The following is a 19966-nucleotide window of genomic DNA, read 5'->3' as shown; positions in this document are numbered from 1 at the left end:
CCGGCCGGAAAACCGGGTGCCTCGCGGTGCCCGATGGCCGAGAATCCACGGGTGGCCATGAACGCCGACGGCACCGCACGCGGCCAGGGCTCGCGATCCGCTCTGACGGCGGCGGCCACGCATGCCTTCGGCGCCATCCCGCCGCCGGCGCTGGTGCTGCTCGGCATCGTCAGCGTCCAGCTGGGCTCGGCCATCGCCAAGCACCTGTTCAGCGAGGTGGGCAGCTTCGGGACGGTGTCGCTGCGGCTGTTCTTCGCGGCGCTCGTGCTGATGCTGGTGTGGCGGCCGTCGGTGCGCCTGAACCGCGAGGCGTGGACGGTGGTGCTCGGCTACGGCCTGGTGCTCGGCGTCATGAACCTGTTCTTCTACCTCTCGCTGGAGCGGCTGCCGCTGGGCATCGCGGTCACCATCGAGTTCCTCGGTCCGCTGGGGGTGGCGCTGGCCGGGTCGAGGCGCTGGCTGGACGCCTTCTGGGCGCTGCTCGCGGCGGGCGGTGTGGTCCTGCTCATGGAAGGCCGCGGCGACCTCGACGCCCTCGGGGTGGTGTTCGCGCTGGCCGCGGGCGCGTGCTGGGGGCTGTACATCCTGGTCGGCGCCGCGCTCGGCCGGCACACCACCGAGGGCAACGGCCTGGCGCTGGGCATGGCCGTCGCGGCCGTGGTGGCGGTGCCGTTCGGTGTGGCCGACAGCGGGACGGCGCTCATCCAGCCGTGGGTGCTCATCGCGGGGCTCGGCGTGGCCCTGTTGTCGTCGGTGCTCCCGTACACGTTCGACCTCGAGGCGCTGCGCCGCATGCCGCCGCGCGTGTTCGGCATCCTGATGAGCCTCGAGCCCGCGATGGCGGCCCTCATCGGCCTCGTCGTGCTGCAGGAGGCGCTGAGCTGGTCGCAGTGGCTCGCGGTGCTCTGCGTGGTGGCCGCGTCGGCCGGCGCGACCCGCGGCGCCCGCCCGCCGCCCGACCCGGCTCAGGGCTGAGCCCGGCCGCCGTCAGCCGGTGAGTGTCACCCGCCAGGGCCGGACGGCGACGGTGAAGAGGCCGTCCGCGACGCTGAGGTCGTCCTCGGTGGCGAGGCGGACGATGTCGGCGTGACGGTCCGCGCCCGGCAGCCGCAGGACGGTGACGCCCTCGCCGTCGGCGTCGCCCAGTGGGCCGGCGGCGACCAGGTGCCCCGCGGCCCGCATGCGGCCGAGGAACGCGACGTGCTCGCGGAACCGCGGGTCGTCGAAGATCCGGCCCTCGACGCCCGCGTCCCGGGCCGGCCGGTGCATCAGCAGCGCCCAGGTCGCGGCGTCGCCGGTCCGGGCGACCTCGTCGCCGAAGCGGCCGAGCACCACGGGCCAGCCGTGGTCGTACTCGGCGCGGGCCGCGGCCGGGTCGGCGTAGGGCTCCCAGCCGCTGTGGCGCAACGTCACCAGCGTGCCGTCGTCGACGGCCGCGAAGGAGACCTCGACCAGCCCGGCGGCGTCGGCCGGGCGGCCCGGATGCCAGCTGAACGCGACGGCGTCCGGCGGGTCCCACCGGCTCACCGTCCCCCACACGGACTCCTCGCCCGTGACCGAGCGCTCGACGAGGAGGCCGTCCTCGAAGGCGACGGTGGCGGCGCGGTCGTGGTAGACGCCGTGGTCTGCGAGCGGCCACCAGCGGCCGATGCCGCCGGTGAACACGTCGAACGCGACCGCCGGTGCGGCCCGGACCAGCACCTCGCGGCGCAGCGGCGGGACGGTACTCATGGCTCTTCCTCCAGGTCCGGTGGCGCGACGCGGGCGACCTCGGCGGCGAACGCGTCCAGCGCGACGTCCCAGGTGCCGGCCAGCCACTGCTGCACGGCCGCCAGCCCGCCCGGCGCCAGCGCGTAGAGGTTGCGCGTGCCGGCGCTGCGGTGCTCGATGAGCCCGGCGCTACTGAGCACGCGCAGGTGCTTGCTCACGGCGGGCCGGCCGACCGGCAGTCGCTCGGCCAGCTTGCCGACGGGCGTCGGGCCGTCGCGCAACAGTTCGAGGATGCGCCGCCGCACGGGCTCGCCGAGGGCGTCGAACGCCGCATCCGCTGATTGGTTACTCATGGGCAACGGTTACTCTACAGCAACCATTGCGTTCCGGCGAGTGGCGGCCTCGCCTGGCCGAGGCTTCCCGGGTCCGGCCCTCGGCCGTCTCTTCGATGGCGCGAGCCGACTTCAATAGCGGGAACCGTCTTCGGAGCCCGATCGGAGGCGCAGAGGACGGCTTGCGCTATTGAAGTCGGCTCGCGCTATCGAGGACGGCTCGCGCTATCGAGGACGGCTCGCGCTATCGAGGACGGCTCGCGCTATCGAGGACGGCTCGCGCTATCGAGGACGACTGTCGCTATTGAAGTCGGCTTGCGCCATCGAGGACGGCCGGCTGCGGCCGTCAGGGCCAGGTGGGCTGGGTGACCAGGCTGGTGCCGAGCGGGTAGTCGCCGGTCTCGGGCAGGATGCGGCGCAGGTAGGCCTGGTTGGCGGCGCTGACGCTGAGGCCGTCGCCGCCGTAGTGCTCGCAGCAGAGCATGCCCTGGAAGCCGGACGACAGCGCCAGCTCGACCAGTTCGCGGTAGTTGACGAACCCGGACTCCAGCGGGGCGGGCAGCGCCGTCACCGTGCCGGTGGCGGCGTGCTCGTCGCGGGCGTAGTTCTTGACGTGCCAGTAGTTGGCGTACGGCAGCGTCGCCCGGCCGATCTCCCACCAGTCCTCGACCGGCCGGTGCAGGCGCACGAGGTTGCCGATATCGGGGTTCAGCCCCACCGAGGGCAGCCCGATGTCCGTCACCAGCCGGACCGCCGAGGACGACGAGCCCAGGTAGGTGTCCTCGTACAGCTCCAGCGAGAGCAGGAGCCCCACCGACGCCGCGTGCCGGCCGAGGTCGCGCAGGCGCTCGACCGCCAGGGCGCGCACGGTGTCGTCGTCGGGGTCGACGTGGCCCTGGCCGGTCCAGAACCAGAGCCGGGACCGCTGGTCGTCGGTGAGCGGCTGGTGCAGGCTCGCGCAGACCACGGAGGCGCCCAGTTCGGCGGCGGCGTCGATGGTGCGGTGGGCGTGCGCCAGGTTCTCGGCGCCGCGGACGGCGTCGATCACGCTGCGCCGGACGATGTTGACCGACGCGACCCGCAGGCCGGCGGCCCGTACGGCGCCACCGAGCTCGGCCCGCCGGCCGGGGGAGAGGTCGGCGACCCGCACCCAGCCGTCGGCCAGCTCGACGCGGTCGAACCCGGCCCTCGCGACCTGCGTCAACGCGCGCTCCCAGGCTTCCGCGGGGGCGTCCTGGGCGACCTCGCCGGTCCGGGAGACCGCGGGAAACTGGAGCAGCGCGGCGCAGATCGGCCAGTCGGTGGCGGAGAGCGGCATCGAGGTCCTCTTTGGGGTCGAAATGGTCGGCTACCATGGTCGAAACCTGGATGGCCAACTGTCAAGAGTTTATTGTCAACAATATCTGGGAGGGTGCCCGATGGGCCTGTCCGAGGTCATGGGGCCCCTGGCGATGCAGCCGGCGCTCTCGAAGAACGTGGTCGACACGCTCCGCGAGATGATCACCAGCGGGACGCTCGAGGCCGGTCAGCACCTCAAGGAGACCGAGATCGCCTCCAGCCTCGGCGTGAGCCGCGGCCCGGTGCGCGAGGCGCTGACCCAGCTGGCCAACGAGGGCCACGTCGAGCTGCGCCGTCACCGGGGGGCGTTCGTGCGCCGGCTGACCCGGCGCGACGTGCACGAGGTCTACAGCCTCCGGCTGGCGCTCGAGCGGCTCGCGGCCGAGCGCGCGGCCCAGCACATCACCCCACGGCAGCTGGCGCAGTTCGACGAGGTGCTCGACCGCATGCGCGCCGTCACCGACGACTACACCCCCGACGAGGCCGCCGCGCTGAGCCTGGCCTTCCACGACCTCGTCTACGAAGCGGCGAACCACAGCCGGCTGATGCAGTCGTGGCTGTTCATCCGCAGCCACGTCGCGCTGTTCCTGCGCACGCGCAACGCCGCCCACCACGACTTCGTCGACGTCGGCTACAAGGAGCACAAGCTCATCCGCGACGTGCTCGCGGCGGGCGACAGCGCCCGGGCGGTCACGCTGATCGAGGAGCACATCCAGCGCCCCTACAGCTACCTGCTCGCCGACCTTCCCGAGGACGACACCGAGGACTGACGACGGCGCCCGCTCGGCACCGTGGGGCGCAGTCGACGTAGATATTGTCAACAATTAACTCTTGACAGTAATCTCCCGGCAACAACAGAATGGCCGGACGTCGACCAGAGAGAGGCCCTGTGAGCAGCTACGCGATCGTCACCCTTCCCGGCGACGGGATCGGTCCCGAGGTCACCGAGTCGGCGCTGGCCGTGGTCCGCGCCGCGGCGGCCGCCCACGGCGGGGTGGAGCTCGACGTCACCGAGCACGACGCCAGTGCGGGACGGTGGCAGCGCACCGGCGTGGCGCTCCCGGACGAGACGCTGACCGCCTGCGCCGCGGCCGACGCGATCCTCATGGGCGCGGTCGGGCTGCCCGAGGCGCGCCACCCCGACGGCCGCGAGGTCAACGGCGACGTCATCCTCCGGCTCCGGTTCGAGCTCGACCTGTACGCCGGCATCCGGCCGATCCGCTCGTTCGCCGGGGTGCCGACGCCGCTGGCCGGCGACGCGCCGATCGACTACGTCATCGTCCGCGAGAACGTCGAGGGCCTGCTCGCCTCCAGCGGCACGTGCATCCGCGAGGAGGTGGCCACGGACACCCTGACCATCACCGACACCGGCACCCGCAAGGTGAGCGAGGCGGCCTTCGCCCTCGCCGAGCAGCGCGCCGGGAAGCGCAAGGTCACCTGCGTCGACAAGTCGAACGCCGTCGCGGCGTACGCGTTCTTCCGCCGCGTCTTCGACCGGGTCGCGGCCGGGCACGACACCGTCGAGGCCGACTACGCCTACATCGACGCGATGACCGCCTACCAGGTGCTGCGGCCCGAGACGTTCGACGTGGTGGTCACCGAGAACATGTTCGGCGACATCATCTCCGACCTCGGCGGCGCGACCGTCGGCGGACTCGGGCTGGCGCCGTCGGGCGACGTCGGCGACGAGCACGCCATGTTCCAGCCCAGCCACGGCTCTGCGCCGGGCATCGCCGGGCGCGGCGTCGCCAACCCGGTCGCGACCATCCTGTCCGCGGCCATGATGCTCGACTGGCTGGGCCGCCGGCACGACGACGCCGCCGCCCGCGAGGTGGCCGCCGTCGTCGACGCGGCCGTCGTCCGCGTTCTCGCCGACCGGACCGTGATCACTCCCGACCTCGGCGGCACCGCCACCACCACCGAGCTGACCGCGGCCGTCGTCGCCGCCCTCGGCTGAGCAGAGGAGCACCCCGACCATGAGCGCACCCCACGTCGCGCGCCGGATCGACCACGTCGGTCTGGTCGTCCGCGACGCCGACGCCGTCATCGCCTGGCACACCGATCGGTTCGGGCTGGTCACCGTGCACGACGAGGTGATCCCCGGCGACGACCAGAACGTGCGGCTGGTGTTCCTCGCCCCGCCGGCGGACCAGGACGGGACGGCGCTGCAGCTGGTCTCGCCGATCGCCGACGGGCCGATCGCCCGGTACCTGGCCGAGCACGGCGAGGGCCTGCACCACGTCTGCTACGCCGTCGACGACGTCGAGGCCGCGCTGGTCGCGGCCGGCGACGCCGAGACCCGGCCGTTCGTCGGCGGCAAGGGCCGGCGCTGCGCCTTCCCCACCGGCGTGCCCGCCGGCGTCCGCCTCGAGCTGGTCGAGGAGGAGTGGTGAGCACCGCCGTCGCCCCGGACCCGCAGACGACCCCGCACCCGATCCCGCACCCGATCCAGAGAGAGGACCACATGGCCGCTGGCCCCCGCCCCGACCTCGCCGACGTCAAGGCGCTCACGTTCGACGTCTTCGGCACCGTCGTCGACTTCCGCAGCACGATCATCGCCGAGGGCCGGCGGCTGAGCGAGAAGCACGGCATCGAGGTCGACTGGCCGACGTTCGCCGACGAGTGGCGGGCCGAGTACCGCCCCGGCATGGACCGCGTCATGGCCGAGGAGGGCTCGCACGACGGCGCCTGGGCGAACGTCGACACCATCTACCGGCAGGCGCTCGACATGCTGCTGGGCAAGCACGGCATCACCTGCCTGAGCGAGCCGGAGAAGGTCGACCTCAACCTGATCTGGCACCGGCTCGACCCGTGGGGCGACTCCGTCGAGGGCCTGGAGCGACTGCGCAAGCGGTTCATCCTGGCGACGCTGTCCAACGGGAACGTGCGGCTGCTCGTCGACCTGGCCCGCTACGCGAAGCTGCCGTGGGACATGATCCTCAGCTCCGAGATCGTCCGCGCCTACAAGCCGGACCCGCGGACCTACCGCTCGGCCGTCGACTACCTCGACCTCCAGCCGCACGAGATCATGATGGTCGCCGCGCACCAGTACGACCTGCGTGCCGCCCAGGCCCAGGGCTTCCGCGCCGCGTTCGTCATGCGCCCGCTCGAGCACGGGCCCGCCGCGACCGTCGACCTCACCATCGACGACTCGTTCGACGTCGTCGCCAACGACATGGTCGACCTCGCCCGGCAGTTCGGCCTCTGACCCCGCACCCACCCGCGACGCAGCCCGCGCGCCCCACAGACCCCCCGTCCATTGGCACAGTCCAACGAAGGAGCTCGGCCATGACCCTCGCACCAGCATCCCGGCGCCGGAAGCGCGCCCGCCTCGCCGCGGCCGCCGCCGTCGTCTGCGCCCTCGTGCCGGCGGCCGCCTGCCAGGCCGACACGACCGGCAGCACCGGGGGCGGCGGAGGCGGCGACGACTTCCCGTCCGAGCCGTTCACCATCACCGTCCCGTCCGGCCCGGGTGGCGGCCTGGACCAGCTGGGCCGCTCGGTCCAGCAGGCGCTCACGCAGTCCGGTCTGGTCGAGGACAACATCCAGGTGTTCAACAATCCCGGCGCCGGCAGCATGCTCGGACTGAACCAGTTCGTGCGCGAGGAGTCCGGCGACCCGTACCAGCTGCTCGCGGTGAGCGCGGTGCTCCTGGGCGCGGAGAAGACGTCGGACATCGAGGTCACGCTCGAGGGCGACACCACGCCGATCGCCGAGCTGGCCTCGGAGTACCTGACCATCGTCACCCGGCCCGACGCGCCGTACGCCACGCTGCAGGACCTGGTCGGCGCGCTGAAGAGCGACCCCGGCAGCGTCAACGTCGTCGGCAGCGTCGCGGGCAGCCTCGAGCAGGTGCTGATGGGGCTGCTGGCGCAGTCCGAGGGCATCGACCCGGCCGAGCTCAACTACGTGCCGTACGAGAACGCGAGCGAGCAGGTGACGGCGCTGCTGTCCGGCGACGCCGACGTGTCGGTCATGGGCATCTCCGAGATCCTCCCGCAGATCGCCGACGGCTCCGCGGTGCCGTTGGTGGTGTCCAGTCCGGAGCGGCTCGACGGCGTCGACGCGCCGACGTTCGAGGAGGCCGGCCTGAGCGCCGACCTCACCATGGCGAACTGGCGTGGCGTCGTCGGTCCGCCGGACATCTCCGACGAGGACCGCGACAAGGTCGTCGACCTCATCGACCAGATGCGCGGGACCGATGAGTGGGCCGAGATCCTCGAGGCCAAGTCGTGGGCCGACACCTTCAAGGGCGGCACCGAGTTCGGCGACTACATGCAGACCGAGTCCGACCGCATCGGCCAAGCGCTCGCCGGACTGGGCCTGATCGATGGCTGACACCCGGCAGGCCGCCGCCGCCCCGCAGTCGCGCGTGGGCCGCTACGAGCTGGTGATCGTCGGGGTGGTGCTGGTCGCGGCATCCACCGCGATCGGCTACCTCGCGCTCCAGCTGGCGGCCCGCCGGGACTTCGAGGCGGACAGCTCCGGCACCTTCCCGCTCATCGTCGGCGCCGGACTGATCCTCTTCAGCGTGCTCTTCCTGATCCAGTCGATCCGCCAGAGCGACCCGCAGCTCATCGCGCACCTGGCCGGCGAGCGGCGGTCCACCCGGATGCGGGTCGTGCTCTGGATCGCCCTGGTGCTCCTCGGCTACGCGCTGCTCGTCGGCGGGATCGGCTACCCGGCGGGGACGGCGGTCCTGTTCGTCGTCGTCGCGCGGCTGCTGGGCGAGAAGCGCTGGTGGCTCAACATCGTCGTCGGTGTCGTGCTCGCGCTGGCCATCTACTACGGGTTCACCGAGCTGCTGGGCGTCCAGCTGCCCGCGGGCCTCCTGGAAGCGGTGCTGTGATGGGCGGGGACCTGTTCGTCAACCTGCTCGACGGCTTCGGCACGGTGCTGCAGCCGCAGTACCTGGTCTACGGCGCGCTCGGCGTGCTCATCGGGACCTTCGTCGGGGTGCTGCCGGGTGTCGGCCCGCCGCTGACGATCGCGCTGCTGCTGCCGCTGACGTACACGTTCGAGCCGACCGCGGCGTTCCTGGTGTTCGGCGGCATCTACTTCGGCGCGCTCTACGGCGGATCGATCACGTCGGTCCTGATGAACACGCCGGGGGAGTCGTCACAGGTCGTGACGGCCATCGAGGGCTACGCCATGGCGAAGTCTGGCCGGGCCGGCGTGGCGCTGTCGATCTCGATCATCGGCGCGGTCATCGCCGGCACCATCGCGACGCTGGGCCTGACGTTCCTCAGCCCGGTGCTGGTCGAGGTGGCCAGCCAGCTGCGCGCGACGGACTACTTCGCGCTCATGGTGTTCGCGTTCGCCAGCGTCACCGCGCTGGTCGGGCACTCCCTGGTGCGCGGCATGCTGAGCCTGTTCATCGGGCTGTGGGCCGGGCTCATCGGCATCGACTTCGTCAGCGGCGACGCCCGCTTCACGTTCGGCATCGCGCAGCTCAGCGACGGCATCGACGAGGTGCTGGTCGTGATCGGGCTGTTCGCGGTGGCCGAGGCGCTCTACGGGGCCGCCCGCACGCTGGCCGGAGGCGACACCGTCGTCCCCCTGACCGGTCGCTTCTGGCCCAACCGGGGTGAGCTGCGGCGGGTCTGGAAGCCGTGGCTGCGCGGCTCCGGGCTGGGGTTCACGTTCGGGGCGCTGCCGAGCGGCGGCGCCGAGATCCCGACGTTCCTCAGCTACGGCCTGGAGAAGCGTCTGTCGAAGAACAAGAAGGAGTTCGGCAAGGGCGCGCCCGAGGGCATGGCCGGTCCGGAGGCCGCGGCCAGCGCCTCGTTCTCCGGCGTCATGGTGCCGCTGCTGACGCTGGGCATCCCGACGTCGGCGACGGCGGCCATCATGCTGTCGGCGTTCCAGATCTACAACATCCAGCCCGGGCCGCGGCTGTTCGAGTCCAGCGGCACGATCGTCTGGCCGCTGATCGCCAGCTTCTACATCGGGAACATCCTGCTGTTCGTGATCAACATCCCGATGATCCGGCTGTGGGTGAAGATCCTGAAGATCCCGGCGCCGTTCCTGTTCTCAGGGATCCTGGTCTTCGCCACCCTGGGCGTCTACAGCATCCGCAACAGCTACATCGACCTGCTGATGGTGTACGCCATCGGCGCCATCGGGCTGCTGATGCGGCGCTACGACTTCCCGATCGCGCCGGCCATCCTCGGGGTGATCCTCGGCCCGCTGGTCGAGACGCAGTTCCGGCGGGCGCTCGAGCTGGGCGACGGCGACTTCCTGGTCTTCCTGCAGCGCCCGTTCAGCGCGATCGTGCTGGGACTGGCCGCCGTGATGATCGTGCTGCCGCTGGTGAGCCGCCGCTTCGGCCGGGCCCGCGACGCCGTCGACGACGGGGACGTGGACGCGGCCGGGCTCGCACCCAGCGAGCCGAGCGCCACGAGCGACACGAAGTAGAGCGGGAGTCCGGCGGCGTACGTGCGCGCCGCCGGACTCCCTGTCCTTCTCGACGAGCGTCAACCTCGGCCGCTGCTGGCGCGGGCGCGCCGGGCGATCGCGTCGATCGACACCGCGAGCAGCAGCACCGCTCCGGTGACGATGTAGCGCACCGAGGAGTCCACGCCGATGCGGTTGAGGCCGCTGTTGATGGCGGTCAGCACCAGCACGCCCAGCAGGGCGGAGTACGCCGAGCCCCGTCCGCCGAAGAGGCTGACACCGCCGATGACGGCCGCCGCGATGGCGGTGAGGTTGACGTCGTTGCTGCCGCTGGCCTGCGACACCGACGTCAGCCGGGCCAGGAACATCAGGCCGCCCGTCGCGGCCAGCAGGCCGGTCAGCGAGAACGCCGAGATGTAGATCCAGTTGACGTTGATGCCGGAGCGGCGGGCCGCCTCGACGTTGCCGCCGACGGCGTACAGGTGCCGGCCCCACGTGGTCTTGCGCAGCACCAGGTCGAGGAGCACGACCAGCGCGATGAAGAAGACCACCGCGAAGCCCCAGCCGCGGTCGATGTTCAGGTAGTACGTGAGGAAGCCGAGGCCGGCCAGCATGACCGCCGACTTGATCAGCACCAGCGTCAGCGACTGCGCGGGCAGCCCGGCCGCCGTCCGCCGCCGGATCCCGATGATGCTGACCAGCGCGTACAGCGCGGTGACCACGACCACGACGATGTAGGACACCGCCGGGCTGAGGAAGTCCTCGCGGGCGAACTGGGCCAGCGGCGACGTGCGGGGGAGGTTGATGGTGCCGGTGTCGCCGAGCACCACGTACTGCAGGCCGACGAAGCCGAGCAGGCCGGCCAGCGTGATGACGAAGCTCGGCACGCCGATCTTGGTGAAGATCAGGCCGTACGCGATGCCGATGGCCGCACCCGTCCCGGCGCCGGCCAGCAGGCCGAACACCAGCGGCACGTCGTTCTGCACCACCAGCACCGCGGTGATGGACCCGGCCAGTCCGCTGATGGAGCCGACGGACAGGTCGATCTCGCCGAGCAGCAGCACCAGCACGATGCCGACCGCGATGATGCCGTACGGCACCGCGTTCAGCGTGATGTTGACCAGGTTGCTCGACGACAGGTACGTGACGTCCTGCAGGTAGAAGACCAGGCCGATGACGAGCAGGCCGACGACCACCGGCAGCAGGCCGAGGTCACCGTCGCGGACCCGGCGCCGGAACGCGTCGGCGGCGCCGCGCAGGCCGGTGTCCTGGGCGAGCCGCTCGTCGAGCAGTTCGGACCGGGCCGCGGTCTCGTCGGAGGGCGCGGTGCGCGTGGTGCTCATGCCTCGTCCTCCCGAGTGGCGGTCTCGCCGGCCGGCGGCTGGGTGTGGCGGGCGTTGCGCTCGGCCACGACGTTGTCCGACGCGCCGGTGATGGCGGCGACGAGCTGCTCGGTCGTGACGTCGACGGTGCGGAACTCGGCCTCGTTGCGACCCAGTCGCAGCACCACGATGCGGTCGGCGACGGCCTGAACGTCGGCCATGTTGTGGCTGATCAGGACCACGCCGAGGTGCTGCTCGCGCAGGCGCTCGACGAGGTTCAGCACCTCGGCGGTCTGCGCGACGCCCAGGGCGGCGGTCGGCTCGTCGAGCATGACCACCTTGGGGCTGCCGACCAGGCTGCGGGCGATGGCGACGGTCTGCCGCTGCCCGCCGGAGAGGCTGGCGACGGGGATGCGCACCGTCGGGATCTTGGCCCCGAGCTCGCGCAGCAGCCGCCACGACTCCTTCTCCATGGCGACCTCGTCCATCCAGGCGTTCAGGCCGAGCTCGCTGCCGAGGAACAGGTTGGCCACGACGTCGAGGTTGTCGCAGAGCGCGAGGTCCTGGAAGACCGTGGCGATGCCCAGCGACTGCGCGGCGCTGGGGCTGTGGACGTGCACCTCGCGGCCCTCGACCCGCATGCTGCCGGAGTCGGCCTGGTACACGCCGGACATGATCTTGACGAGGGTCGACTTGCCCGCGCCGTTGTCGCCGACGAGGGCGACCACCTCGCCGGGGTGGACCTCGAAGTCGACGCCGGCCAGCGCCTGCACGGCGCCGAAGTGCTTCCCGATCCCGGTGAGCTCCAGGACCGGCTGTGTCGTTCTGGCGGGGGACCCGCTCTCGTGCGTGGCGACGCTCATCCGCACCATCTCCTCACTCGTCATCAAGGGTGGCACCCGACCGGGAGGTCCGTCTCGGTCGGTACCACGCTCTCGCCCAAGGGATGAGAGCGTGGCACCGGCCGGGGGATTCCCGGCTCACGGTGCCACCCTCGATGTGTCTCGTTTCGAAGGATCAGCTGAGCCCCGCGGCCGCGCAGGCGTCCGCGTAGTCGGCGGTGCAGATCTCGTCGACGCTCCAGAACTCGTCCGCCACGACGGTGTCGCCGACGTTGTCCTGGGTGACCACGATCGGGTCGAGGATCAGCGACGGCACGCCCTGGAAGTCGGTGGTGTCGGCGACGTCCTCGCCATTGACGATCGAGATGGCCATCTGGGCGGCGCCCTCGGCCTCGCCCTTGATCGGCTTGTAGATGGTCATGTACTGCTCACCGGCGACGATGCGCTGGATCGCGGCGAGCTCGGCGTCCTGACCGGTCACCGGCGGCAGCGCGTCGGCGGCCAGTCCGGCCCCCGTCAGTGCCGCGATGACGCCGCCGGCCTGGCCGTCGTTGGCGGCGTAGACGCCGGCCAGCGTGGCGGGGTCGATGGTGTCGAGCTGGTCGGTGGTGAACGCCTGGGCGTTGTCCGGGCTCCAATCCGGGTTGTCGTACTCGGCCAGGACGGTGAGGTCGCTCGCGTCGATGACGCTGTGCGCGCCGGACTTGAACTGGGCGGCGTTGGGGTCGTCGGGCGACCCGTTCAGCATGAGGATGTCGCCGGGGCCGCCGACGGCGTCGACCAGCGCCTGCCCCTGCAGCTCGCCGACCTTCTCGTTGTCGAACGAGGTGTAGTAGTCCGCGCCCTCGATGAAGCGGTCGTAGGCGATGACCGGGATGTCCGCGGCCTGCGCGTCGGCCACCAGGGACGCCGCGGACTGGCCGTTGACCGGGTCCAGCACCATGACGTCGACGTTCTGGGAGATCGCGGAGTCGACCTGCTCGGCCTGCTGGGCCTCGTCCTGGTCGGCGTTGAAGTAGACGACCTCGCAGTCGGAGCACAGGTCCTGGATCTTGGCCTCGAACAGCGGCTTGTCGAACGCCTCGTAGCGGGCCGTCGCCGACTCGGGCAGCAGCAGCGCGATGGTGGCGGCGCCTCCGCCGGTGGTCTCACCGTCGCCACCGCCGCCGGACTCCTCGTTGGCGCCGCACGCCGCGAGCGTGCCGGCCGCCAGGGCGGCGATGGTCAGGACGGCAGCCCGTCGAATGGGCTGGTGCACGTTAACCCTCCTTTGGGTCGCCACGGATCGTCGGACCGGTCCGGGTGGGACGAGTCTGCTGCTCCCCTCCGATTGCCGTCAAGGCTCAAATACATTACGCGTTTACATCTTGTTTATCTGTTCGCATTTCGACGGCAATGTGCGAATTCTCCGTGAGACTGGCGATCAGTGCGCCCACCGACTCGGTCCTCTCGCCGAGCGGTGAGAGGCTGATCCGGGTCCGCCGCGCCGCGCCGGGCAGGACCGCGCGGCGGAAGCCCCGCACGACCGGGCGCAGCCAGGCCTCCCCAGCGCTGGTCAGCGGCCCGCCCAGCACGATCTCGGCCGGGTCGACGACCATGGACAGCCAGCCCAGCCCGCGGCCCAGCGCCTCGCCCGCGTCCTCGAGCACCCGCGCCGCGACGGGGTGTCCCTCGGCGATCAGGTCGTGCAGCCCGGCCGGGCCGACCTCGCGGCCCAGCGCCGCCGCCAGCGCGGTCCCGACCGCCGCCGCGGAGCCGACGGTCTCGAGGCAGCCGCGGCGCCCGCACCGGCACACCGTCGTCAGGCCCGGGTCGAGCGGGAGGTGGCCGATCTCGCCGGCGGACCCGGCGGCGCCGCGCACGAGGCGGCCGTCGACGGCGACCCCCGCGCCGATGCCCGTCGCGACCTTGACGTACACCAGCGGCCCGGCGCCCGCTCCGGCCCGCCGCGTCAGGGCGAGCGCGCCGAGATTCGCGTCGTTCTCGACGACCACCGGCCGGTCCAGCGCCGGGCCCAGCCGCTCGCGCAGGGCGACGCCGTCGAGCGCGGGCAGGACCACCGCCTCGGTCAGGGTGCCCGTTCGCACGTCGACCGGGGCCGGGACCGCGACGGCGACGCCGGTCACCTGGTCCGCGGTCAGCCCGGCCCGCTCGCGCACGGTGGCCGCCAGCGCGGCGATGGCCGCGATGGCGGCGTCCGGCGTGTACCCGGGGGCGAGCTCGGCCGACGACTCGGCCAGCAGGTCGCCGGCCTCGGTCCCGGCGACGGCCTCGACGTGGGCACGGCCGAGGTACAGCCCGATGCCGTACCGCAGCCGCTGCGGCGAGCGCCGCACCATGCGGCTGCGCCGGCCGTTGGCGACGCCCTCGCCGACCTCGAGCTCACCCTCGTCGGCGAGGTCGCGCACGAGTCCGGAGACCGTGGCCGGCGCGAGGCCGGTCAGCCGCGCGAGCTCGGCCTGGCTGATCTGGCGCCCGTCCTGCAGGGCCGACAGCAGCCGCCGCCGGTTGGCCAGGCGAAGCGCGGAGAGCGATCCAGGGCGCGTTGTCGTCACATTCCGAACGCTACACCGCCGCGCAAGCGCCAGTTGCGCCCAATAGTCCCGCCCTAGCGGCCGGGCCGCGAATGCTCGGTGAACGGCTGCCGCTCGGCACGGTGCGCGACGGTGTCGAGCCCGACGGCGAGGGCGAGCACCACACCAGTGGCGATCAGCCGGATGGCCGACGAGGCTCCCAGCAGGTCCAGGCCGTTGGCCAGCGAACCGACGACCAGGGCGCCCAGCAGCGCCGACCACACCGTGCCCCGCCCGCCGAACAGGCTCGCACCGCCGATGGCCGCCGCCGCGACGGCGGTGAGCATGAGGTCGGTGCTGCCCGACGACTGGTTGACGGCGAGCAGCCGCGACGCCGCCAGGATGCCGCCGATGACCGCGAGGACCGAGGCGAGCGCGAACACCGTCATGCGGATGCGGTCGACCGCGATGCCGGCCCGCCGCGCCCCCGACGCGTTGCTCCCGGTCGCGACGGCGTGCCGGCCGAGGGCGGTGCGGCGCATGACGACGTCGCCGCCGGCGATGAGCAGCAGGAACACGACGACGGCGAGCGGCACGCCGCGGTCGGCGTTGAACACCAGGACCGCCACCGGCGCGACGGTGCCGGCGAGCACCCACGGCCAGACCCGCCGCGGCCGGTCCCCGCGCACGTGCGCCACGACGGCCACGACCGCGCCGGCCATGATGACGGCGGCGATCAGCCACCCGGCCGCGGGGGTGAGGAAGGTGCCGGCGATCGCGACCAGCTGCGGGTCGTCGATGTTGACGGTGCCGGTGTCGCCCAGGACCAGCTGGAGGGCGCCCTGCCAGGTCAGCAGCCCCGCGAGCGTGACGACGAACGAGGCGACGCCGACGCGGGTCACGATGGTGGCATGCAGCAGGCCGACCAGCGCGCCGGTGAGCAGCCCGGCGACGATGGCGAGGACGGCGGGCCAGTCCTGCTTCACGCTGAGCACGGCGGTGACGCCCGCCCCCAGCCCCGACACCGCGCCGACGGACAGGTCGATCTCGCCGATCAGCAGCACCAGCACCACCGCCACCGCCACGGCGCCGACGGCCACGATCTGCAGCATGAGGTTGGTGAGGTTCACCGCGGACAGGAACCGCGGGTTGATCAGCGTCATGACCAGCCAGATCACGACCAGCGCGAGCGGCGGGGCGAGGCGGCCGAGCCGCGCCGGCGACACGTGCGCGCTCACGAAGCCGGCCCGCCCTCGGTGAGGCCGGCCGCCGCGCACTCGGCCGCGAGGCCGTCGCAGATCTCCTCGACCGACCAGAAGCCGTCGGCGACCACGGTGGCGGCGATGGTGTCGCGGGTGACGGCGACCGGCTCGAGCATGAGCGCCGGGATCGAGGCGTACTCGTTGTCGACCCAGCTGTTGCGCAGACCCTCGGGCGGCTCGCCGGTGCGGGCCAGGCTGACGGCGAGGTCGGCGGCTGCGTGGGCCTCGGTGCGGACCGCCTTGTAGACCGTCATGTACTGCTCTCCGGTGAGGATGCGGCGCACGGCGGCCAGCTCGGCGTCCTGTCCCGTCACCGGCGGCAGCGGGTCGAGCCCGGCGGCCTTCATCGCCGCGATGGCGCCGCCGGCCACGCCGTCGTTGGCTGCGTAGACGCCGGCGACCTGGTCGCGGCCGAGCGTCGCGAGCGCCCGCTCCATGGCCTCCTGCGCCTGGTCCGGCGACCAGTCGGGGATGTCGACCTCGGCTCCGACGGGTGCCCCACTGGCCTCGAAGACCATGCGGGCGCCCTGCCGGAACTGGGCGACGTTGGCGTCGGTGGGCGAGCCGTTCAGCACCACCAGCGAGCCGGGGCCGTCGATGCTGCTGACGCCCCGGGCGGCGACGGCGTCGAGCAGCACCGACGCCTGCAGCCGGCCGACCTGCTCGTTGTCGAAGCTGATGTGGAAGTCGACCGGGGCGTCGAAGACCAGCCGGTCGTAGCTGACGACGGGGATGCCGGCGGCGTCGGCGTGCCGGGCGATGACCGACGCGGCCCGCGAGTCGACGGGGTCGAGCACCAGCACGTCGGCGCCGTTGGTGATGGCGGCCTCGGCCTGCGCCTGCTGGTGGGCGGCGTCCTGGTCGGCGTTGCTGACGATGGTCTCGCACTCGGGGCAGACCTCGGCGACCCGCTCGACGAACGCCGGGCGGTCGTGCGACTCGTAGCGCGCCGTCTTGTTCTCCGGCAGCAGGAACGCGATGCGGTAGGTGCCGTCGTCGCCGCGGGCGCCGTCGCCGCTGGTCACAGCCCCGCAGGCGGACGCCCCCACGGCGAGGGCGAGCACGAGGGGCAGTGCGGCGGCGGCGAGACGTCGGCTCATCGGTGGTCCGTGGTGAACCGGTAGCCGGCGCGCGGCTCGGTGACGATCAACTCAGGGCCGTCGTCGCCCTCGAGCTTCGCCCGCAGCCGGCCCACGTAGACGCGGGTGTACTCCGTCTGCGTCTCGTAGCCCGGCCCCCACACCCGCTGCAGCAGCTCGGCGTGCGAGAGCAGCTTACCGGGGTTGGTGGCCAGCTCGCGCAGCAGCGCGTACTCGGTGCGGGTGAGGTGGACCCGCCGGCCCGCCTTGGTGACCAGCTGCGCGTCGAAGTCGATGCGCACGTCGCCCACCCGGACCTGGGGTGCGGCGTGGCGCGGCGCGTGCGGCTGCCGGGCCCGGCGCATGGTCGCGTGGATGCGGGCGAGCAGCTCCTCGATGCCGAACGGCTTGGTGAGGTAGTCGTCGGCGCCCAGGTTCAGCGCCTTGACCTTGTCGGTCTCGCCGCGTCGCGCCGACAGCACGATGATGCCGACGTCGGAGCGGTCGCGCACGGCCCAGCACAGGTCGAACCCGTCGCGGCCGGGCAGCATGAGGTCGAGCAGGACGACGTCGGGCGCGGCCTCGTCGAGCAGGCGCAGCAGGTCGGCGCCGTCGTAGGAGACGACGACGCGGTAGCCCCGCGCGGTCAGGTTGGACCGCAGCAGGTCCACGATCATGCGGTCGTCCTCGACGATGAGGACTCCGGGCGCGTCAGCCACGACCCTGTGCCCCCGCCGCGTCGGCGAGCTCGCGGTCGGCGGTGTCGCCGTCGACCGGCTCGATCGGCAGCGTCACGCGGAAGACCGGCCGCGGCCCGGCCAGCAGGTCGCAGTGGCCGCCGTGCGCCTCGGCGATGCCGCGGACGATCGTCAGCCCGAGCCCGGCGCCGTGGCTGCCGTCGCCGCGGACCCGGGGCTCGAAGATCCGCTCGGCCAGCTCCGGCGGGATGCCCTCACCGTCGTCGCTGACCAGGATCTCGACGGCGGACGCGTCGGCGGCCGCCACCGCGGTGACCTGGACCCAGCCGTCGGCGCCGCCGTGGCGGACGGCGTTCTCGAGGAGGTTGACGAACACCTGCTCGAGGCGGTCGTGGTCGGCCCAGATGGACGGCACGCTCGCGGCGACGCTGACCTGGATGCGGTCGCGGTCGGGGACGCAGGCCGCCGCCGCCTCGAGCACGAGCCGCAGATCGGTCCAGTCGCGGCGCAGCCGCAGCAGGCCGGACTCGATGGCGGAGGAGTCGAGGAGGTCGCCGACCAGGCGCTCCATGCGCGCGGACTCGGTGGTGATGGCCGCGAGGAACCGGTCGACGGAGTCGGCGTCCCAGGTGAGGTCGCGCTGCTGCAGCGTGGAGGCGTACCCGTGGATCGCGGTCAGCGGCGTGCGCAGCTCGTGGCTGAGCTGCTGCAGCACCTGGCGCTGCAGCTGCTGGGAACGGCGTGCCGCGGCCGCCTCCTGGCGGGCCCGCTCGAGCACCTCGCGCTCGAGCGCCAGGGCGAGCGAGCGGCGGGCGTCGTCGAGCAGCTCGACGGCGTCGCGGCCGGGCTCGGCGGGGTCGTCCCAGCGGGCCAGCAGCAGCCCGGTGCCGCCGGGGATCGGCAGCCCCGCGATGGCCAGGCCGTCGCCGAGGCGCTGCGGGCGGTCGACGTCGCCGGGCGCGGCCTCGGCGAAGCGGCGCAGGTCGGCGCCGTCGGACTCGAGAGTCTCGTCGATGCCGATGTGCACCCAGCGGGGCTCGCCGCCGGTGATCTCGGTGACGTCGGTGAGCAGCATGCCGGCCGTGCGGGCGCCCAGGCCGCGGCAGAGCGCGAGCAGCGCGGCGGACAGCCCGCCGTCGACGCGGTCGGGTCCGGCCAGGGTCTCGAGCATGGCCCGCAGCGACTCGAGGATCTCGTTGCGGCGGCTGACCTCTTCGATCAGCTGCTCGCGCTCGATGGCACTGGCCGCGTGCCCGGCGTAGAGCGAGACCAGCTCGCGCCGGTCGGCGTCGAGGCGGCCGGCCGACGTGCTGAACCCGGTGATGGTGCCCAGGACGCCGGCCGAGCCGACGATGGGCGCGGACCAGGCGCTGCGCACGCCGGCCTCGGACGCGAGCCGCAGGTACCCCGTCCAGGCCGCCTCGTCGCTGAGGTCGTCGGTGACGACGAGCTGGCCGAGCGAGGCCGCCGTGCCGACCAGGCCGCCGGCCGTGCCGATGGGGAGCAGCTCGGCGTCGTCGGCCAGCGCCGGCGGCACGCCGATGGCGGCGCTGCGGCGCAGCATGGAACCCCGTGGCGTGTGGTCGAGCAGGTGCACGCAGAGCATGTCCTGGTCGAGCGCGGCGGCGGTCGCCGACACGACGAGCGGCAGGGACGCGGCGGGGTCGGCGGCCGAGAGCTGGTCGACCAGGCTCTTGAGGCGGTTCAGCTGCCGCCGGGCCGCGGACTCGGTCTCGATGCCCGACATCAGCGCGGCGATGTCGTCGGAGTGCACCTCGGCCGGCGACGCCTCGGCGACGATGCGGCCGTGCCGGAGCACCACGATGCGGTCGGCCAGCGCGAAGACCTCGTCGAGATCGTGGCTGACCAGCAGGATCGCCCGGCCGGCGTCGCGCAGCTCGCCGAGCACGCGCATGATCTCGGCCCGGCGCAGCACGCTTAGCGAGGCGGTGGGCTCGTCGAGGATGTAGATGTCCGCGTCGGCGGAGAGCGCCCGCGCCAGCGCGACCTCCTGGCGCTGGCCGCGCGAGAGGGTGTCGACGCGGGCGTGCACGTCGGTGAGCTGCGAGCCGAACCGCTCGAGCGTCCGGCGGGCGTCGGCGGCCATGCGTCGCTCGGCCAGCAGCACCCGCGACCGCTCGCGGCCGAGGAAGACGTTCGCCACGACGTCGAGGTCGTCGCACAGGCCGAGGTCCTGCCAGACGACGGCGACCGGCCGGCTGACGTCGACCTGGCCCTCGTCGATGTCGATGTCGCCGGCCAGGCAGCGGACCAGCGTGGACTTGCCGGCGCCGTTCTCGCCCACGACGGCGACGATCTCGCCGCCGCGCAGCTCGAAGCTGACGCCGTCGAGCGCCCGCAGCCGCCCGTAGCGCTTGGTGACGCCGCGCATCACCAGCATGGGCGCGGCCGTGCCGCGGCGGCCGTCGCCGTCGGTCATGCCCCCCATCTTGACCGACGGCGACCCGATCGTG

Annotated in this window: 19 protein-coding genes; 8 read left to right on the top strand and 11 right to left on the bottom strand. The window is 72.7% G+C overall.

What is annotated here, in order from left to right:
- The first annotated feature begins 57 nt into the window (after positions 1 to 57).
- Positions 58 to 975, top strand: coding sequence for an EamA family transporter (locus HD601_RS00430; RefSeq protein ID WP_184829299.1), 918 nt, complete (start codon positions 58 to 60; stop codon positions 973 to 975).
- Between the two features lie 12 nt (positions 976 to 987).
- Here the strand turns inward: HD601_RS00430 and HD601_RS32920 are convergent, their stop codons facing one another.
- The 3 genes from HD601_RS32920 to HD601_RS00415 form a co-directional block, all read right to left on the bottom strand.
- Positions 988 to 1731, bottom strand: coding sequence for an SRPBCC domain-containing protein (locus HD601_RS32920; protein WP_221440422.1), 744 nt, complete (start codon positions 1729 to 1731; stop codon positions 988 to 990).
- The gene (locus HD601_RS00420) at positions 1728 to 2063 is read right to left on the bottom strand and encodes an ArsR/SmtB family transcription factor (RefSeq protein ID WP_184818303.1); all 336 of its coding nucleotides are present in this window, start codon (positions 2061 to 2063) and stop codon (positions 1728 to 1730) included. Before HD601_RS00420 ends, HD601_RS32920 begins: the two co-directional genes overlap by 4 nt.
- Before the next feature lie 325 nt (positions 2064 to 2388).
- The gene (locus HD601_RS00415) at positions 2389 to 3360 is read right to left on the bottom strand and encodes a sugar phosphate isomerase/epimerase family protein (protein WP_184818301.1); all 972 of its coding nucleotides are present in this window, start codon (positions 3358 to 3360) and stop codon (positions 2389 to 2391) included.
- Positions 3361 to 3460: 100 nt separating this feature from the next.
- On the opposite strand from HD601_RS00415, the gene HD601_RS00410 reads away from it, so the two are divergent.
- The 7 genes from HD601_RS00410 (at position 3461) to HD601_RS00380 (ending at position 9797) form a co-directional block, all read left to right on the top strand.
- Positions 3461 to 4150, top strand: coding sequence for a GntR family transcriptional regulator (locus HD601_RS00410; protein ID WP_184818299.1), 690 nt, complete (start codon positions 3461 to 3463; stop codon positions 4148 to 4150).
- A gap of 119 nt (positions 4151 to 4269) precedes the next feature.
- Positions 4270 to 5337 carry an isocitrate/isopropylmalate family dehydrogenase gene (locus tag HD601_RS00405; RefSeq protein ID WP_184818297.1) on the top strand — a complete coding sequence of 356 codons (1068 nt, stop codon included), beginning with the start codon at positions 4270 to 4272 and terminating at the stop codon, positions 5335 to 5337.
- Between the two features lie 19 nt (positions 5338 to 5356).
- On the top strand, positions 5357 to 5773 hold the full coding sequence (locus HD601_RS00400) for a VOC family protein (protein ID WP_184818295.1): 417 nt from the start codon (positions 5357 to 5359) through the stop codon (positions 5771 to 5773).
- A complete protein-coding gene (locus HD601_RS00395; protein WP_221440421.1) occupies positions 5770 to 6588 on the top strand; it encodes a haloacid dehalogenase type II in 819 nt (272 codons plus the stop codon). The genes HD601_RS00400 and HD601_RS00395 overlap by 4 nt, the downstream gene beginning before the upstream one ends.
- A gap of 80 nt (positions 6589 to 6668) precedes the next feature.
- A complete protein-coding gene (locus HD601_RS00390; RefSeq protein WP_184818293.1) occupies positions 6669 to 7718 on the top strand; it encodes a Bug family tripartite tricarboxylate transporter substrate binding protein in 1050 nt (349 codons plus the stop codon).
- Positions 7711 to 8229 carry a tripartite tricarboxylate transporter TctB family protein gene (locus tag HD601_RS00385; RefSeq protein WP_184818291.1) on the top strand — a complete coding sequence of 173 codons (519 nt, stop codon included), beginning with the start codon at positions 7711 to 7713 and terminating at the stop codon, positions 8227 to 8229. The genes HD601_RS00390 and HD601_RS00385 overlap by 8 nt, the downstream gene beginning before the upstream one ends.
- Positions 8229 to 9797: a tripartite tricarboxylate transporter permease gene (locus HD601_RS00380; RefSeq protein ID WP_184818289.1), complete on the top strand. Its 1569-nt coding sequence runs from the start codon at positions 8229 to 8231 to the stop codon at positions 9795 to 9797. The genes HD601_RS00385 and HD601_RS00380 overlap by 1 nt, the downstream gene beginning before the upstream one ends.
- 59 nt (positions 9798 to 9856) lie before the next feature.
- On the opposite strand, the gene HD601_RS00375 is transcribed toward HD601_RS00380, so the two are convergent.
- The 8 genes from HD601_RS00375 to HD601_RS00340 form a co-directional block, all read right to left on the bottom strand.
- Positions 9857 to 11119, bottom strand: coding sequence for a sugar ABC transporter permease (locus tag HD601_RS00375; protein ID WP_184818287.1), 1263 nt, complete (start codon positions 11117 to 11119; stop codon positions 9857 to 9859).
- The gene (locus HD601_RS00370) at positions 11116 to 11961 is read right to left on the bottom strand and encodes an ATP-binding cassette domain-containing protein (RefSeq protein ID WP_184818285.1); all 846 of its coding nucleotides are present in this window, start codon (positions 11959 to 11961) and stop codon (positions 11116 to 11118) included. The genes HD601_RS00375 and HD601_RS00370 overlap by 4 nt, the downstream gene beginning before the upstream one ends.
- 154 nt (positions 11962 to 12115) lie before the next feature.
- Positions 12116 to 13198: a substrate-binding domain-containing protein gene (locus HD601_RS00365; protein WP_221440420.1), complete on the bottom strand. Its 1083-nt coding sequence runs from the start codon at positions 13196 to 13198 to the stop codon at positions 12116 to 12118.
- Positions 13199 to 13292: 94 nt separating this feature from the next.
- Positions 13293 to 14495 (bottom strand): ROK family protein, encoded by a 1203-nt coding sequence (locus HD601_RS00360; RefSeq protein WP_184818283.1) that lies wholly within the window; start codon positions 14493 to 14495, stop codon positions 13293 to 13295.
- A gap of 53 nt (positions 14496 to 14548) precedes the next feature.
- Entirely contained in the window at positions 14549 to 15691 is a 1143-nt protein-coding gene (locus tag HD601_RS00355; RefSeq protein ID WP_184818281.1) for an ABC transporter permease subunit, read from the bottom strand.
- Positions 15688 to 16815: a substrate-binding domain-containing protein gene (locus HD601_RS00350; protein ID WP_184818279.1), complete on the bottom strand. Its 1128-nt coding sequence runs from the start codon at positions 16813 to 16815 to the stop codon at positions 15688 to 15690. Before HD601_RS00350 ends, HD601_RS00355 begins: the two co-directional genes overlap by 4 nt.
- Complete coding sequence (locus tag HD601_RS35285) at positions 16812 to 17513, bottom strand: response regulator (RefSeq protein WP_221440419.1); 702 nt, start codon at positions 17511 to 17513, stop codon at positions 16812 to 16814. The genes HD601_RS00350 and HD601_RS35285 overlap by 4 nt, the downstream gene beginning before the upstream one ends.
- The gene (locus tag HD601_RS00340) at positions 17506 to 19932 is read right to left on the bottom strand and encodes an ATP-binding cassette domain-containing protein (protein ID WP_184818277.1); all 2427 of its coding nucleotides are present in this window, start codon (positions 19930 to 19932) and stop codon (positions 17506 to 17508) included. Before HD601_RS00340 ends, HD601_RS35285 begins: the two co-directional genes overlap by 8 nt.
- Positions 19933 to 19966: the final 34 nt, after the last annotated feature.

The sequence above is a fragment of the Jiangella mangrovi genome, assembly GCF_014204975.1.
Classification (GTDB): domain Bacteria; phylum Actinomycetota; class Actinomycetes; order Jiangellales; family Jiangellaceae; genus Jiangella; species Jiangella mangrovi.
Note: the sequence above shows the minus strand (reverse complement) of the source record. Positions and strands in the feature narration are given on the sequence as shown.

Bases quoted from the DNA above. Each gene is read 5' to 3' on its own strand.
- HD601_RS00390 (WP_184818293.1), top strand. From the start codon at position 6,669: ATGACCCTCGCACCAGCATCCCGGCGCCGGAAGCGCGCCCGCCTCGCC.
- HD601_RS00410 (WP_184818299.1), top strand. From the start codon at position 3,461: ATGGGCCTGTCCGAGGTCATGGGGCCCCTGGCGATGCAGCCGGCGCTC.
- HD601_RS00375 (WP_184818287.1), bottom strand. From the start codon at position 11,119: ATGAGCACCACGCGCACCGCGCCCTCCGACGAGACCGCGGCCCGGTCC.
- HD601_RS00400 (WP_184818295.1), top strand. From the start codon at position 5,357: ATGAGCGCACCCCACGTCGCGCGCCGGATCGACCACGTCGGTCTGGTC.
- HD601_RS32920 (WP_221440422.1), bottom strand. From the start codon at position 1,731: ATGAGTACCGTCCCGCCGCTGCGCCGCGAGGTGCTGGTCCGGGCCGCA.
- HD601_RS00370 (WP_184818285.1), bottom strand. From the start codon at position 11,961: ATGAGCGTCGCCACGCACGAGAGCGGGTCCCCCGCCAGAACGACACAG.
- HD601_RS00340 (WP_184818277.1), bottom strand. From the start codon at position 19,932: ATGACCGACGGCGACGGCCGCCGCGGCACGGCCGCGCCCATGCTGGTG.
- HD601_RS00430 (WP_184829299.1), top strand. From the start codon at position 58: ATGAACGCCGACGGCACCGCACGCGGCCAGGGCTCGCGATCCGCTCTG.
- HD601_RS00385 (WP_184818291.1), top strand. From the start codon at position 7,711: ATGGCTGACACCCGGCAGGCCGCCGCCGCCCCGCAGTCGCGCGTGGGC.
- HD601_RS00415 (WP_184818301.1), bottom strand. From the start codon at position 3,360: ATGCCGCTCTCCGCCACCGACTGGCCGATCTGCGCCGCGCTGCTCCAG.
- HD601_RS00350 (WP_184818279.1), bottom strand. From the start codon at position 16,815: ATGAGCCGACGTCTCGCCGCCGCCGCACTGCCCCTCGTGCTCGCCCTC.
- HD601_RS00380 (WP_184818289.1), top strand. From the start codon at position 8,229: ATGGGCGGGGACCTGTTCGTCAACCTGCTCGACGGCTTCGGCACGGTG.
- HD601_RS00420 (WP_184818303.1), bottom strand. From the start codon at position 2,063: ATGAGTAACCAATCAGCGGATGCGGCGTTCGACGCCCTCGGCGAGCCC.